Origin of the sequence: Polaribacter haliotis, from assembly GCF_014784055.1 — a bacterium.
Classification (GTDB): Bacteria; Bacteroidota; Bacteroidia; order Flavobacteriales; family Flavobacteriaceae; genus Polaribacter; species Polaribacter haliotis.
Genome location: NZ_CP061813.1, coordinates 2,793,306 through 2,807,906, shown reverse-complemented (window position 1 = coordinate 2,807,906; position 14,601 = coordinate 2,793,306). Strand labels below are relative to the sequence as shown.

General features: G+C 29.1%; 15 protein-coding genes. 9 read left to right on the top strand and 6 right to left on the bottom strand.

Annotated elements, in window-relative coordinates; genetic code table 11:
- Positions 1-41 precede the first annotated feature (41 nt).
- Positions 42-1,868 carry a TonB-dependent receptor plug domain-containing protein gene (locus H9I45_RS12170; protein ID WP_088352796.1) on the bottom strand — a complete coding sequence of 609 codons (1,827 nt, stop codon included), beginning with the start codon at positions 1,866-1,868 and terminating at the stop codon, positions 42-44.
- 67 nt (positions 1,869-1,935) lie between these two features.
- Between H9I45_RS12170 and H9I45_RS12165 the strand changes: the two genes are divergently transcribed.
- The 7 genes from H9I45_RS12165 (at position 1,936) to H9I45_RS12135 (ending at position 6,454) form a co-directional block, all read left to right on the top strand.
- Positions 1,936-3,432, top strand: a complete 1,497-nt coding sequence (locus H9I45_RS12165) for an aminotransferase-like domain-containing protein (protein WP_088352795.1) — start codon at positions 1,936-1,938, stop codon at positions 3,430-3,432.
- A gap of 45 nt (positions 3,433-3,477) precedes the next feature.
- A complete protein-coding gene (locus tag H9I45_RS12160; RefSeq protein WP_088352794.1) occupies positions 3,478-3,855 on the top strand; it encodes a putative signal transducing protein in 378 nt (125 codons plus the stop codon).
- 73 nt (positions 3,856-3,928) lie between these two features.
- On the top strand, positions 3,929-4,363 hold the full coding sequence (locus tag H9I45_RS12155) for a LexA family protein (protein ID WP_088352793.1): 435 nt from the start codon (positions 3,929-3,931) through the stop codon (positions 4,361-4,363).
- 7 nt (positions 4,364-4,370) lie between these two features.
- Positions 4,371-5,072: a Bax inhibitor-1/YccA family protein gene (locus H9I45_RS12150; RefSeq protein ID WP_088352792.1), complete on the top strand. Its 702-nt coding sequence runs from the start codon at positions 4,371-4,373 to the stop codon at positions 5,070-5,072.
- A 146-nt stretch (positions 5,073-5,218) separates the two neighbouring features.
- The gene (locus H9I45_RS12145; protein ID WP_088352791.1) at positions 5,219-5,734 is read left to right on the top strand and encodes a DUF2975 domain-containing protein; all 516 of its coding nucleotides are present in this window, start codon (positions 5,219-5,221) and stop codon (positions 5,732-5,734) included.
- Positions 5,735-5,738: 4 nt separating this feature from the next.
- Positions 5,739-6,245 (top strand): DUF2975 domain-containing protein, encoded by a 507-nt coding sequence (locus H9I45_RS12140; RefSeq protein WP_088352790.1) that lies wholly within the window; start codon positions 5,739-5,741, stop codon positions 6,243-6,245.
- 2 nt (positions 6,246-6,247) lie between these two features.
- Positions 6,248-6,454 (top strand): helix-turn-helix domain-containing protein, encoded by a 207-nt coding sequence (locus H9I45_RS12135; protein WP_088352789.1) that lies wholly within the window; start codon positions 6,248-6,250, stop codon positions 6,452-6,454.
- On the opposite strand, the gene H9I45_RS12130 is transcribed toward H9I45_RS12135, so the two are convergent.
- Positions 6,455-7,789, bottom strand: coding sequence for an MATE family efflux transporter (locus tag H9I45_RS12130; protein ID WP_088352788.1), 1,335 nt, complete (start codon positions 7,787-7,789; stop codon positions 6,455-6,457).
- Between the two features lie 94 nt (positions 7,790-7,883).
- Here H9I45_RS12130 and H9I45_RS12125 point away from each other — a divergent pair, with 94 nt between their 5' ends.
- Positions 7,884-8,675 (top strand): universal stress protein, encoded by a 792-nt coding sequence (locus tag H9I45_RS12125; protein ID WP_088352787.1) that lies wholly within the window; start codon positions 7,884-7,886, stop codon positions 8,673-8,675.
- Positions 8,676-8,687: 12 nt separating this feature from the next.
- Here H9I45_RS12125 and H9I45_RS12120 read toward each other — a convergent pair whose 3' ends face one another.
- Positions 8,688-11,441: a PD-(D/E)XK nuclease family protein gene (locus tag H9I45_RS12120; protein WP_088352843.1), complete on the bottom strand. Its 2,754-nt coding sequence runs from the start codon at positions 11,439-11,441 to the stop codon at positions 8,688-8,690.
- Positions 11,442-11,522: 81 nt separating this feature from the next.
- Between H9I45_RS12120 and H9I45_RS12115 the strand changes: the two genes are divergently transcribed.
- Entirely contained in the window at positions 11,523-12,302 is a 780-nt protein-coding gene (locus tag H9I45_RS12115) for an amidohydrolase (protein ID WP_088352786.1), read from the top strand.
- A 56-nt stretch (positions 12,303-12,358) separates the two neighbouring features.
- On the opposite strand, the gene H9I45_RS12110 is transcribed toward H9I45_RS12115, so the two are convergent.
- Genes H9I45_RS12110 through H9I45_RS12100 form a run of 3 tightly spaced genes read right to left on the bottom strand, consistent with a single transcriptional unit; the run spans position 12,359 to position 14,499 of the window.
- On the bottom strand, positions 12,359-13,342 hold the full coding sequence (locus H9I45_RS12110) for an acyl-ACP desaturase (protein WP_088352785.1): 984 nt from the start codon (positions 13,340-13,342) through the stop codon (positions 12,359-12,361).
- A gap of 4 nt (positions 13,343-13,346) precedes the next feature.
- Positions 13,347-14,075 (bottom strand): lysophospholipid acyltransferase family protein, encoded by a 729-nt coding sequence (locus H9I45_RS12105; protein ID WP_088352784.1) that lies wholly within the window; start codon positions 14,073-14,075, stop codon positions 13,347-13,349.
- 1 nt (position 14,076) lies between these two features.
- Complete coding sequence (locus H9I45_RS12100; protein WP_088352783.1) at positions 14,077-14,499, bottom strand: hypothetical protein; 423 nt, start codon at positions 14,497-14,499, stop codon at positions 14,077-14,079.
- Positions 14,500-14,601: the final 102 nt, after the last annotated feature.

The following is a 14,601-nucleotide window of genomic DNA, read 5'->3' as shown; positions in this document are numbered from 1 at the left end:
AACGTATCAAGGCATTTACAAATTTTAAAAATCTTTTTTATTTAAAAATTATATCTTAAACCTAATAAAATATTACTTGGTGGCATTGGAACAAAACCAGACTCTATATAATCTGCATTAAAAATATTATTTGCAGTTACTGTAAAACTAAATTTATTAACATCTACAATTACAGAAGCATCCCAAACATTATAACTTGTTCCAATAGAACGTTCTGCGTGTTTGTAAATAATGTTCTGTCTTACATTTTTAAATAATTGCGAAGAAAAACGTGTTATAAATTGATGTTTTAAAGTGTTTAAAGAATAACGAGATAAATCTTTATTTTGATCTAAAATATCATCATTTAAATAATTATAACCAATTGCTAAAGTTTGTTTGTAGTCTTTTATATTAAAACGATAATCTGCATTTAACTCAAAACCTTTTGTGTTTACTTTTGCAATATTTGTTGCTGTATATTTTGTTGCTGGATCTGCATCTGGACGTATAAAATCTATTAAATTAGTAGCATCTCTATTAAAAAGTGCAACAGAGGTAGAAAAACGACCAGAATTATATTTTAAACCAATTTCTTGTGCAAAAGCTTCTTCTGGTTTTAAATTTGGATTTCCATTTGTTGTTCCATCATTATAAAATAAGTCGGTATATGTTGGTATTCTATATGTTGAACCAATATTTCCATAAGCTCTAAAATCATCTGAGATTTGATAACCAATATCCAACCCAGGAAAAGCATGGAATTTAAAATCCGAGAAATAAGTAACAGCAACTCCTGGTGTAATATCTAATTTATCTTTCAAAAACTTAAAACGATGCTCTAAAAACAAGTTAGCCATAATTCTATCTCTTTTTCCTAAATTGTTACTACTAATAGAAACACGAGAAATATCTATTCCAAAACCAGTAATTCCTAATTCTGAGCTATAAGAAGCATTCGTTTCTGCCCCTACTTTATTTGTAATATGTAAATTTCTGTAAAAATTAGGATCTGCTCTTCTTAACAAGAAAATATCTTGTCCTCTTCTCCAATAAATTCTTGGAGTAATTTTTAATTTATCTCCTATAAAAGTGGTTTGCACACCCAATAAACTACTTTGAGTTTCTTCATATTCATGAAATGATGGATTTGTTGTATAGAAATTTTCTGCTCCGAATTTTTTATCGAAAAAAGTACCAATTACTTCAATTGGTTGCGATTTCTTATTAAAAACTGCTTTTAAAAAATAATTGTAATTGTTATAATCTGAATTTTCTCTGTAACCATCTGAAGTTAATGCACCAACATGAGCAATTACAGATGAATTTTCGTACTCTTTACCAACTGTTACAGAACCATTAAATTGTCCGAAAGAACCAGCTTCGATATTTGCTGAAGCAGTATAATTTAGTTTCTTTTTGGTTATAATATTTATAGCTCCAGTAAATGCATTTTGCCCAAAAACTCTTGCTGCAGGTCCTTTTATAATTTCAATTCGCTCAATTACTTCAAGAGGTAAAGCTGCGTTTAATGTATGATGTCCTGTTTGAGAATCGTCCATTTTTATACCATCAATTAATAGTAAAGTCTGGTCGAAACCACCACCTCTAATATATAAATCTGCCTGACTTCCTGCTGTTCCTCTTCTTCTAATATCTACACCTGCGACTTGTTGTAACAAATCTGCTACATTTGTTGTTGCACTGTTTTTAATATCTTTAGTAGTAATAATATCTATCGTTCTAGAATTTTTTTTAAATGGTAAATCGATTCTACTAGAAGTAATTATTACTTCTTTTAAAGTGTCTCTTTTTGTAGTTTCTTCTTGCGCAGTTAATTGTAAAGAAAAAAATATTGCAGTAAATAATAATGTAATTTTAATTTTCATGAATAGTGATTTAAAAACGGTGCAAAAGTCGTAATTTTATGGACGATTAAACTAGTCCAGTTTTAAAATGATAGATAGTCCGGTTTTTGCGCTTTTGAAACAATTAATTACTTTCGATAAAAAGATTCCTCAGCCTGTATATATTCAGGTTTCGCAACAAATTATAAATGCAATACAAAGAAGATATTTAACGAAAGGTACTATTTTACCTGGGACTCGAAATTTATCGAAATTACTAGAAGTTCATAGAAATACTGCAGTTGCTATTTACGACGAATTGGCTTCCCAAGGTTGGGTAGAAATTATTCCCAATAAGGGCACATTTGTTTTGGAACCAGAACAAACCACTGTAAAAATAAAAGCAACTTCTCAGAAAATAAACGAGGCTTATTTATCTGCAAAATCAACAGGATTTCCTTTTCAAACTTCCTTTCACTTGGCTTCTACCTCTCAACTAACAAATGCCAAATTTACAATTAATGATGGGAAACCAGATTTGCGTTTGCATCCTGTGCATCAATTTACAAGATGGTACAGTGCAGCTATGAAACGTAAAACGTTGATTAAAAAATGGAACAGACCCAATGAATTCTCGGATTCCATATTTCAAACCCATATTTGTAATTATTTAAATGCTACAAGAGGTTTTCATGTAAACTCAAATAATCTTTTAAGCACAAGGAGTACAGAAATGAGTTTATACATTGTTTCTCAATTAATTATAAAACAAAAAGATATTGTTTTGGTGGGAAATTTAAGTAATTACGCCTCGAACATGATTTTCCAACAAGCAGGTGCAAGCATTAAAACAATTCCTGTAGATAAAAATGGTTTGGATGTTAATTATATAAAAAAACACTTTGTAAAAGGAAGCATTAGATGTGTGTATGTTTGCGCTCATAGAGATTACCCAACAATGGTAACCTTAAGTGTAGAAAGGCGTTTGCAGTTATTGCTGTTGGCAAAAGAATACGGTTTTGCAATTATTGAAGATGATTACGATTACGATTTCCAGTTCGAAGGTTCTGCAATGTTGCCAATGGCAAGTGCAGATGTAAATGGAATGGTTATTTACTTAGGAAAACTAGGGCAATCTTTATTTCCAAGTTTTCAAACCGGTTTTGTTATTGCTCCAAAAAATTTAATTTCGGAAGCCAATAATTACCTGCAATTATTAGACAAACAAGGCGATTTAATTCAAAAACAAATGTTATCTGAATTAATTAATGAAGGTGAAATTTATCGTTTAATGAAAAAAAACGTTGTTGTTTATAAGCAAAGACGAGACTGTTTGTGCGATTTATTAAAGATACATTTTACAGAGATTGCAACGTGGAAAATTCCTTCTGGTGGATTGGCAATTTGGTTAGAATTTCAACCAAAAATTTCGTTGGTTCAATTGACAGAAGAAGCAGAAAAAATTGATTTATTTATTCCAAAAACCATTTTATATCAAGATAAAAATACGTGTGCCATTCGTTTTGGTTTTGGACATTTAAATGAAGAAGAAATAGCTTCTGTAATTAAAAAACTGAAAAAAGCGCATCGTAAAGTTTCTCTTTAAGAATAAACAATTACTTTTATTATTGATACAAATTTTTATTTTTTTATGAATCCAGACTACACAATTTTAGCCGTTTTTATTTATTCTACAGAAGCACATGTTACCAAATCTAGGTTAGATTCAGAAGGTTTTAATACAATGTTAATGGATGAAACAACAATAGATACAGATCCATTGGTTAGTAATGCAATTGGTGGTGTAAAATTATTAGTACACAATAAAGATTTTGAAAAAGCTGCGAAAATTTATAATGAAATTAGAACCTATCAAAAAGACAAAAATGGAAAAGCGCTTTTTTGTATAAAGTGTAATTCTAACAGAATTTTAATTGCTCCTATTCAAAGAAAAAATGTGTTCTATATGTTATTTCCTTTTTTTGAAAAAACAAAACACATTTGTAATAATTGCAAGACAATATTTTAGAATTATTTTTAAAAAACTTATTTTAAAATAAAATCTAAAAAAATTTAAAGAAAAGTCATAATTTTACAAGTCAATGGAAACATCTAAAAATCTTGTTTTTTTCAACCCAAAACCATCTACAATAGATGGTGCTATTTTAATAGACACTGGAATTTCTGCTGGTTTTCCTATTCCTTCAGGAGATTTTGAAGAAGAAAAAGTTTCTTTAGATGAAGAATTAATTAAAAATAAAAACAGTACTTTTTTTGCGAAAGTAAAAGGACAGTCTATGATTAATGCTGGCCTAAACAACAACGATTTATTAGTTATTGATAGAAGTTTAGCTCCAGAAGATAAAAAAATTGCGGTTTGTTACGTAGATGGAGAATTTACTGTAAAACGATTAAGGGTGCAAAATAACGAAGTTTGGTTGCAACCAGAAAACCCAGATTATCCAATTATAAAAATTACGGAAGAAAACGATTTTATTATTTGGGGAATTGTAACAAACGTTATTAAAAAAGTATAATAAAACTATGGAAAACACTTTTGAAAATAAATTACTTTTAACACAAGCTACAGATCAAGTTCGTGTAGATTTTTACAAGAAAACATACACACATGTTGCTGGTGGAATTTTATTGTTTGTTCTTTTTGAATATATTTTATTACAAAGCAATACTCTTGTAGAGTTTATGCTTTCTATGACACAAGGCTGGAAATGGTTAGTAATGTTGGGTGGTTTTATGTTTATAACCAATTATGCCGAAAGTACAGCTTTAAAAACCGCGGATAAAAACAAACAATATTTAGCCTATGCAGTTTACATTTTTGCTGAAGCAATTATTTTTGTGCCACTATTATATATGGCAATCGTTTACACAGAAAGTTACGAATTATTACAACAAGCAACTATTGTTACTTTGGCTTTATTTGTAGGAATTTCTTCCATCGTTTTTATCACTAAAAAAGATTTTTCTTTTATAAAATCTGGCTTAACTGTTGGTTTTTTTATTGCAATAGGGTTAATTGTTGCAGGTTCTTTATTTGGTTTTAATTTAGGTTTGTGGTTCTCAGTTGGAATGTGTGTTTTGGCAGGAGGAGCAATTTTATACCAAACATCTAACTTAGTAAACAAATTCGGAACAGAAGATTACATACCTGCAGCTTTAGGTTTATTTGCTTCTTTAATGTTGCTTTTTTGGTATGTTTTATCGATTTTTATGTCTAGAGATTAAGGTATTTATCTTATAAATTTTAAAAAAAATCAGTACTTTTTAGTGCTGATTTTTTTTTGCTTAAAACTTACATTATTATCAATAAATAATATTTTATTATTGTTTATCAATAATTTTTATATATTTGCTGAGTTAAAAATTATAAAATGGACTCAAAACAAATATTAAAAATAATGCACGTAGTTGCCTGGATCGTTTTTATAGGATTATGCATTAAGACTGGAGCTATATTAATTTCTTATTTCGTGAGTATTAATAATCCTGAAGCTTCAAAAAATCTTTTTGAAGGCTTAAACTTATACGAATACTACAATTACAGTTTTAAACAATATACCTTTATTGTAAGTTATAAAGTTGCTTTGTTTGCTACTGAAGCATACATAGCTTTTATGGTTACCCAATTATTAAGTGGTTTAAACTTAGAAAAACCATTTAATGTTAATGTTCAAAAATTAATGCAAAAAATAAGTTATAGTATTTTTTACTTGTGGATTATAGCAATTGTACATAATGCACAAGTTCAATTTTTAGGTAAAAAATATCGTTTTACAATTGATTTATTTTCTAGTGATTTTATCTTTTTAGCAGGTATTATTTTCATTTTTGCTCAAATTATAAAACGTGGTATTCAAATCCAGTATGAAAATGATTTAACTATATAAGGTTATGAAGAACATCAAAATATTTAAAAAAATAATTTTAATACTATTTATACTAACATTATTATTCTTTTTAGGTGATAATATATTAGTTATTTTAGCATTATTATTTGAAAAAGATGTGTTACATCTTGGTCATTTTAATTCAGAAGGAACTCCAATTTATCTAAAAATATTAGTAATTATTAAATTTAGTGCGTTTTGTATTTTTATTTATGGAGCATCCTTTTTAATAAAAATACTACTATTAAAAAACCTTACAGATTACTTTAATAACAACACCTTCTTATTTCTTTTTAAAGCAGGTAAATTTATTGTAATCGCAAATATTATGGCTTTTCTTTTAAGTTTTTCAATATTTTTTATTTCCTCTCCACAATATTATATTTACTTTAATGGAGACTCTAGATATTTATCTTTACTGATGATTATTTTTGGTTTCTTTCTAATGATATTTAGTAAAGTTTTAATGGAAGCAAAAGAACTAAAACAAGAAAACGATTTAACAATATAAATATGGCAATCGTAGTAAACTTAGATGTAATGCTTGCCAAACGAAAAATGAAAAGCAAAGATTTGGCAGAAATTATTGGTATTACAACCGCTAATTTATCCATATTAAAATCGGGCAAAGCAAAAGCAATTCGTTTCTCTACTTTAGAAGCAATTTGCGACGCTTTGGATTGCCAACCTGCAGATATTTTAGAATATAAAGAAGATTAATTACGAATTCTCTGCCAATGGTATAAACTTACTTCTAAATTTAATAAATATTGGAAGCCCTCTTATAACCATCCATAAAACGAAAGTAATCCAAATTGCATATAATTTTAAATCTAACGAATCGAAAAAAAGCAAAGACGGAATAAAAACCAAGCCTGTAGATGCTATTAAAAGATTTCTTAAAAACTTCATTTCTCCCATTCCTTTAAACATTCCATCTAAAATATAAGTAATTCCACAAATAGGTTGCATTGCTAAAACCAACCAAAAAGTCATATAAAACTGGTCTAAAACTAATGGGTCTTTTGTAAAAATTCTACCAATTGGCTCGTAAAAAGCAAATCCAATAAGTGCCATAACAACACCAGTTCCAAAACCATAGATAATTAGTTTATTACTTAATTTTAAAAGTGTTTTGTAATCTTTTGCACCTAATAACTTTCCTGATAAAATGTTTCCTGCACTCGAATAACCATCGATACTAAAAGCACCCAAAAGCCATAAATTTAAACCAATTGTATAAGCTGCAATGTATTCTTTTCCATAAGATGTTGCGTAAGATGTTGCAAAATACAAAGCTGTATTTAGGGCAATTGTTCTTATAAAAAGATTGCCAATCATTCCTAATAAACGTGGAATTTCAGCATGAAAAGGCAAACTTAATTTCAATGAAATCTTAGTTTTTTTCATTAACAAAACCAAAGACATAATTGCCATAGAAATTTGTGCAATTACACTTGCATAAGCTGCTCCTTCTATATTCATTGCAGGAAAGTAACCTTCAATTCCATATACCAAAATAATATCTAAAACGATATTTAGTAATGCTCCAGTTATTGCAATTATCATTGGGTAAAATGTGTTTTGCAAACCTCTAAATATGCCGAAAATTGCAAATACAAATAGAGAAAAAGGAAAACCAAAAATTCTTATATTAAAATAGGTAATACAATATTCTAAAATTTCTCCTGATGCATTGTAAAAAGCAAAAATTTCTCTCGAAAAAAGATACGAAATTCCTAAAATTAACAAGCTTCCTAAAACAACAATTGCAATGGCTTGTGCTGGCAAACTTTTTACTTCATTAATTTTATTTGCGCCAACATATTGCGAAACTATGGATGAAATTGCACTTCTTATTTGTCCGAAAACCCAAACCAGCATAGAAATAAAAGCACCAACAATACCAACTGCAGCTAAACTTTCAGTTGCATTTACATCTATATTCCCAATAATTGCAGTATCTGTTATAGACAAAACAGGTTCTGCAATACCAGCAATTAAAGCAGGAATTGCCAATTTATTAATGTTCTTAAAACTAATATTTGTATTCAAAAAAAGATTTTTTGCAAATGTACATATCTAAAAAATGTAAAAAGTACAGATTCTCTGAAAATTAACTAACTTTGCAGAGTTAAAATTTACCACCATGAAACATATTTTAGTCCCAATTGGATCTACTGTAAGCGCACAAAACACATTACAATATGCAATTGATTTTGCTTCTGAAATTAACGCGAAAGTATTTGTTTTTAGAGCATACAATGCAAAATCGAAAGCAGGAACAATGATTAATGTAAACTCGATTATTGGGAGAGAAACTAACCTTTATTTACGAACCTTAGTCGCTTCTGTAAACACAAAAAATGTTGATATTAAATTAATTGCCTCTCAAGGAAGTTTAATTGATAGTGTAGAAGCTGTTCATAGCGAAATTGGTGTAGATTTAATTATTGTAGGCACAAAAAGTAACTCTATTAAAGAAGAATTATTTTTAGGAAATACTGCTGGAAAATTGGCTAAAATGTCAGATTTATCTGTTTTAGTAATTCCAGAAGCTTATGTTTTTAAACCTATAGAAAATGTTTTAGTAGCTTTTAAATCGGGAATTGTAAAAAGAAAATACGCTTTAAAACCTTTGCAGTTTATTGCGAAAAAGTTCAACTCTTCTGTGAATTTATTGTTGGTAAAAACACCAGATTATTCTGAAGAAGATTTAGTTTTAAATAAAGGTTTAGCAGAATTACAATCTACATTAACTGTTACAGAAAACGCAACTACTTTTCAAGGTGTTTTAGAACATAGTAAAACTCATAACCCAGATTTATTGTGTGTTTTTAGACGTAAAAGAGGTTTCTTTAAGAAATTATGGGAGAAAAGCACGATCTTAAAAGAAGAGTTTTATACTGCAGTTCCATTGTTAATTTTGAAGGGGAAATAAGGGATTAAAATCTTAATATTTCAAATCTGCAGGCTCAATAAAATCTATTTCTGGGTCGTAAATTTCTTTGATATAGATTTTTATTTCTTCCAAAAATTCGTCTAATTTTTCTTGGGTTATTAAGGTATCTGGTTGTCTATAATTCGATGAAAAGTTGACTGATAAAAACCCTTTATTTAAGTTTTTGAAGGAATAGATTCCTGCTGTTAAAGGTTGTTTAAAATCGTAGTTTTTACTTCTTGTAAATAACAAGGCATACAATAAAACCTGTATTGCTTTATGGAACTTGTCTTCTCGTAAATCATCATAATTTACAACACGCAAATTCGAGGCATCTACCATTCCTGTTTTATAATCTATAATTCGGAGTTCGCCATTTAATTCGTCTACTCTATCTACTTGACCGTGAATTTTTATTGGAAAATCAATTCCATTAATTGTTATTTCTGTGGCTAAATTTTCTTCTGTTGCCAATATTTTAAGTTGATTGTTCGAATCTGAAACCAACTTTTTTTCTTGTGATAAAAAATTAACTACAAATCGGTTTGCAACTTCAAAAATTAGGCGATTTTTTCCTGTTGAAATATCTCCGTTTTTAAAATGAATTTTGAAATGTTTTACAACTAAATCTTTTGCATCTGTTTCCATTTTTGAAACATTTTCTGCGTTTAAGAATTTACCGACAAAAGGCGTATACAATTCATCTAAAGTTTCATGAACAACAGTTCCTAAAGTATTAAAAGCGACAGTTTCTTCAACATCATCAAACTCTTTTAATTTTAATATTTTCTGTTTGTAAAACGAAATAGGATTGTGCAAATAATTGGTAAAAGCTGAAGGAGAAATCCCTTTTTCTGCCAATGTTTTTAATTGTTCTGAAATAGATTCATTTTTACTGACTTGCTTTAATTCAATCGTATCTGAAACTACTTCTGGCGAAACTATTTTCTGAATAATATCTGATTTCAACATTTCTAATTGCGTTACAAATCGGCTTTTTTCTCCACTTCCAAAAACATCATGTTCTGTGTTGTATAGGATGAAAACATTTTTTGCTCTTTGTAATAATCTAAAAAAGTGATATGAAAAAATAGCATCTTTTTCTCTGTATGTTGGCAAACCAAAAGCAACTTTTACATCAAAAGGAATAAAAGAATTTTGTTGCGAACTTGCTGGTAAAACTCCTTCGTTTGTAGATGTTAAAATTACATTTTCGAAATCTAAAACACGGGTTTCCAACATTCCCATTAATTGCAATCCTTTTAACGGTTCTCCTTGAAAAGACAAGGTTTCTGATGCAATTAATTGCCTAAAAAACAACGCTAATGTTTTTAAATCTTGAAAATAATTATATTCTAAATGCAAGTTTTTTAACTGTGTAAAAACTGTATAAAAACGGAACAAATATTCTTTTTCTAAATCTGTTGTTTCCTCTTTTAATAAATTTATAAGTCCTAATATTCTATCAACTGAATCTGTAATTGAAGAAAAAGGGGCAAAAATAGTACTGATTACTTTTCTTATTTCTTCGTTCCTTTTTTCTAATAATTGGTCAATTTCATTTTTTGAAATGAACGTGAGATTTTCTTTGGCAATCTTATCACAGAAATCATCTACAAGTGCATTTTCTTCTTCAATTAGTAATTTATAAATCGCCTGATTCTTAAAAAATCGAATAACATCTTTATAATAAAACTCATTCGTTGCTATTTTTTGCAGTTTTTCTTGTGAAGTAAAAAGTTGAAATATCGAAAAAATTAACGTCGTTGTTGGAATATCTTTTAATGGATAACCCATTGTAATGTTAATTGCATTGATATTTCTTGGAAGAGAATTTAACGTTATTGGCAACAAAGTTTCGTCTGCCATTACTAGAGCTGTATTATTAAAATTCTCGAATTTCTCTAAAATTTCTCCTGCATATTTTATTTGAGTGGTGTTTTTAGAAGCACCAATTACTTGAATGTTTTTCGGTTCAGAAAATGAGTTTCCAAGTGTTTTTAAATCGTGCTTTTCGTAATATTTCCACTCTTTTTTATATTTTCTGATAAAAGTACCAGCCTGATGGTTAGATTTGAAAAAAGCTTCGTCTAAATCCCAATAAATTTCTGAATTTCCATTTTCTAACACTCTTTGGAATAAGAATTCTTCTGCTTTATTTAACGCGTTAAAACCGATGAAGAATATTTTTTTATCAGAATTTTTCTCTAAAAAATCGGGTATTTTTTTGGATGCTTCTCTGTACATGATTCCTTGATATCCGATTTTTTTCTCCAATAAAAAAGCATAAAAAATAGGATAATATTTATGCAATCTTTCTAAAAAAGCATAATGGTCTTTTACCAATTCTGTTTCTTTAAATGTTCCTGTAACAGACCATTTTTTTAAACGTTGAATGTCTCTTAAATAGATAAAAATCTCTTTTGTGTCTATTAAGTGTTGATCCAGTTCATTAAAATCTTGTAAAACTGTAAATGCCCAAGAAGAGAAAACGTCAAACGAATCTGGGTTTTCTTCAATGTTTTTATAAATCGTGTAAAAGTGAAATAATAACTGAATACTATCCGCTTTTTCTATTCCAGAAACTTGTTGTACAAATTGTTCTATATTTATTATTTCAGGAAGAAACCCGACTGAAATCTTGTCTTTTAATGTTTGTTTCACAAAGACTTTTGCTCTTTGAGATGGCAATACAAATAGCACATTCTCAAAAGAAGTGGTGGTTTTTAATATATCGTCTAAAGTTTCGGAAATAAAAGATTGCATAGAAATTTTTAACATTCAAAATGAATTTCTAAATTACAAAAACTTACTTTTATAGGTGTTAAATCTTTAATTTTAATTTTGATGAAAAACGAATTAAAAATTGTTGGTATTCAAGCTGATTTGGTTTGGGAAAACCCTACTAAAAACATTGCTTTTTTTGAACAAGAAATAGAAAAATTAGATCCGGATGTTGATTTAATAGTGCTACCAGAAATGTTTACCTCTGGTTTTACGATGAATCCTAAAAATGTTGCTGAAGAAATGGATGGTTTTACTGTTTCTTGGATGCAAAAAATAGCTTCTGAAAAACAAACGGCTATTTGTGGAAGTTTGGTAATTTCTGATGATAACCAATTTTACAACAGATTTGTTTTTGTGTATCCTTCAGGAGAAATTGAAACCTATGATAAAAGACATTCTTTTACTTTGGCTGGAGAAGATAAAGTCTATACTTCTGGCTCTGAAAAACTAATTATCGAATATAAAGGATGGAAAATTTGTCCGTTAATTTGTTACGATTTGCGTTTTCCTGTTTGGGCAAGAAATACCGATAATTACGATTTATTGCTTTTTATGGCTAATTGGCCTGTTGCACGAATAAAAGCTTGGGATACGCTTCTTAAAGCACGTGCAATTGAAAATATGTGCTATGTTGTAGGCGTAAATAGAACTGGGAAAGATGCTAATAATTACGAATATTCTGGAAATTCTCTAATTATAGATTATTTGGGTGAGGAAATCTCTTCTTTGGGTGAAAATGAGGTTGGAATTGTAAGTGCTACTGTTTATAAAGACAAGCAAGAAAGTGTGAGGAATAAGTTAGGTTTTTTGAATGATAGAGATTCTTTTAATATTGTTTAATCGTGTAATTGTTTATTTGTGTAAACGTTTAAACAATTACACGATTAAACAGCTTTTTAAGCTGGAATCATCCATTTGAAATTAAACTTTGTATCTGGAATTACAATTCTTTCTGTAATTCTGTACATTCTGTCTGGCAATTTCATAAGATAATCTCTTGCTTTTTCTGCTTCTGGTGTAAGATTTGTAATCTTATCGATTTCCCACATTGTGTTTAATTTCCTCAAAATATCTACATAATCGAAACCTGTATACACACCTATTCTTTGTGCAACAGCAGAAAAATCGTCGAATGCTGTTCCTTTTGCGCCAAAAGATTCTCTTAAATGAAGTGCTGGCATAACAATTTTATGTTTCATCATGTGTTGGAAAGCCAACATCATTTCACTTGCATCTATCTTAAAAATTTCTTTTACAAAATGTGCATATGCTTGGTGATGTCTCATCTCATCTCCAGCAATAATTTTAGACATTTTAGCCAAAGCTTTGTGTCCTTTTTTACGTGCAATTTTGGCTACATTGTTATGAGAAACATAGGTTGCTAATTCCTGAAATGTTGTGTAGACAAAGTTTTTATAAGGGTCTGTAGAAGTTCCAATATCGAAACCATCTGCAATTAAATGTTGTGTAGAAATTTCTACTTCACGCATGTTAACACGACCAGATAAATACAAGTATTTATTTAGTGTGTCTCCATGTCTATTTTCTTCTGCAGTCCAAGTTCTTACCCATTTTGCCCAGCTGTTGTCTGGATCTTGGCTAACTCCATCTAAATCTAACAACCAAGATTCGTAGGTTGGTAAAGCTTCTTCTGTAATGGTATCTCCTACCAAAACTACCCAAAAATCGTCATGCAATTCTTTAGATATTTCTCTTATTTCTTCAACTTCAGAAATAAAGGTGTCTTTTTGTGAGTTTGGTAAAAAGTCTGTTGGTTGCCAGATTTTTTCAGCAGGAATTAAATACCTTTCCATAAAAGTATCCATGCTTTTTTCTAGCTGCAACATTACTTCTTTTCGAATGTTTTTTATTGTTGACATTATTTTATTTTATATGTTCTTTAATTACTTTTTCAGTTTTTTCTAATAATTCCTCGAAAGGTAAAGAACTGATTTTTATGGGCTCGTGTGTCGTAATTGTAATTGGACTACCTAAACCTAAAGGAAATTTTCCGTATTTAAAAACTTTCCAAGAGTTATTTATAGTTAAAGGTACAATATACCCCTCTTTATTGTACTTTGTAATTACTTTTAAACCATTTATGGCGAATTTTTTGGGTTCTCCATTTCTACTTCTTGTTCCTTCTGGAAAGATAATTGCACCCCATTTTTCTTCATGTATCTTTTTAGAGAAACGAACCAACTCACTTATTGCTTGTTTAGGATCTTTTCTATTGATTAGTGCTGCACCTCCATTTCTTAAATTGAAAGATACACTTGGAATGCCTTTTCCTAATTCTATTTTTGCAACAAATTTTGGATGTTGTTTTCTAAAAAACCATCCTATTGGAGGTATATCGAAAGTAGATTGATGATTTGATACAAAAATTACAGATGTGTTTTCTGGAATTTTATACTTATTAATTAATCGGATTGGAACTCCAATTATTAACATCGATTTTACTAGACAGAAATTTAAAGCTGCCACCATTCTTGCATGTGCTTTATGTCCAAATAAATTTAAACTTAACCATTGCAATGGATGAAATATGATTAGAAATAAAAAAAACACCAATACAAAGATTGGTGATAGAATGTAGCTTAATATTTTCATTTTATAACCAGTTATTCCAAGGGATTCTTGACAATATTAACAATAGTGCGATTCCATAAAAAATAGCAAATGTTTTATATTTTGCAGTATCTGTTGTTTTCTTTTTGTGTTTAGACCAACCAATTGTAATTAATACAATTGCTAAAACCATTATAATTGGGTGTTCTACAGCTAATAATCTTGTGGTTTTTTCTCCCATAACTGCGCCTGCATCTGCTTTTAAAGCTTTATACCAAGGAGACATAAAATACCATGCTAACCCTATTAAAAGTTGAATGTGAGAGACAATTAGTGTAAACAACCCTAAACGTAAATCTTTGTCTTTAAATTCTTTCTTTTGCGTTAATCCAATAATTGCATTTACTACTGTAAAAATTAAAATAGCTAATACTAAATACGCCCAATAAGAGTGCACATCTTTCATCATAATAGTTCGTTTTATTAGTTCTTACAAAGTTACTAATTTTTATGCATAAAAAAACCACCTCTTCCGAAACTTCGGAATGAGGTGGTTTATGAAATAATT

What these genes read in the sequence shown, in the direction of transcription:
- H9I45_RS12165 (WP_088352795.1), top strand. Translation starts at nt 1,936, where the DNA reads ATGATAGATAGTCCGGTTTTTGCGCTTTTGAAACAATTAATTACTTTC.
- H9I45_RS12120 (WP_088352843.1), bottom strand. Translation starts at nt 11,441, where the DNA reads ATGCAATCTTTTATTTCCGAAACTTTAGACGATATATTAAAAACCACC.
- H9I45_RS12140 (WP_088352790.1), top strand. Translation starts at nt 5,739, where the DNA reads ATGAAGAACATCAAAATATTTAAAAAAATAATTTTAATACTATTTATA.
- H9I45_RS12170 (WP_088352796.1), bottom strand. Translation starts at nt 1,868, where the DNA reads ATGAAAATTAAAATTACATTATTATTTACTGCAATATTTTTTTCTTTA.
- H9I45_RS12125 (WP_088352787.1), top strand. Translation starts at nt 7,884, where the DNA reads ATGAAACATATTTTAGTCCCAATTGGATCTACTGTAAGCGCACAAAAC.
- H9I45_RS12160 (WP_088352794.1), top strand. Translation starts at nt 3,478, where the DNA reads ATGAATCCAGACTACACAATTTTAGCCGTTTTTATTTATTCTACAGAA.
- H9I45_RS12145 (WP_088352791.1), top strand. Translation starts at nt 5,219, where the DNA reads ATGGACTCAAAACAAATATTAAAAATAATGCACGTAGTTGCCTGGATC.
- H9I45_RS12115 (WP_088352786.1), top strand. Translation starts at nt 11,523, where the DNA reads ATGAAAAACGAATTAAAAATTGTTGGTATTCAAGCTGATTTGGTTTGG.
- H9I45_RS12135 (WP_088352789.1), top strand. Translation starts at nt 6,248, where the DNA reads ATGGCAATCGTAGTAAACTTAGATGTAATGCTTGCCAAACGAAAAATG.
- H9I45_RS12150 (WP_088352792.1), top strand. Translation starts at nt 4,371, where the DNA reads ATGGAAAACACTTTTGAAAATAAATTACTTTTAACACAAGCTACAGAT.
- H9I45_RS12105 (WP_088352784.1), bottom strand. Translation starts at nt 14,075, where the DNA reads ATGAAAATATTAAGCTACATTCTATCACCAATCTTTGTATTGGTGTTT.
- H9I45_RS12100 (WP_088352783.1), bottom strand. Translation starts at nt 14,499, where the DNA reads ATGAAAGATGTGCACTCTTATTGGGCGTATTTAGTATTAGCTATTTTA.
- H9I45_RS12155 (WP_088352793.1), top strand. Translation starts at nt 3,929, where the DNA reads ATGGAAACATCTAAAAATCTTGTTTTTTTCAACCCAAAACCATCTACA.
- H9I45_RS12110 (WP_088352785.1), bottom strand. Translation starts at nt 13,342, where the DNA reads ATGTCAACAATAAAAAACATTCGAAAAGAAGTAATGTTGCAGCTAGAA.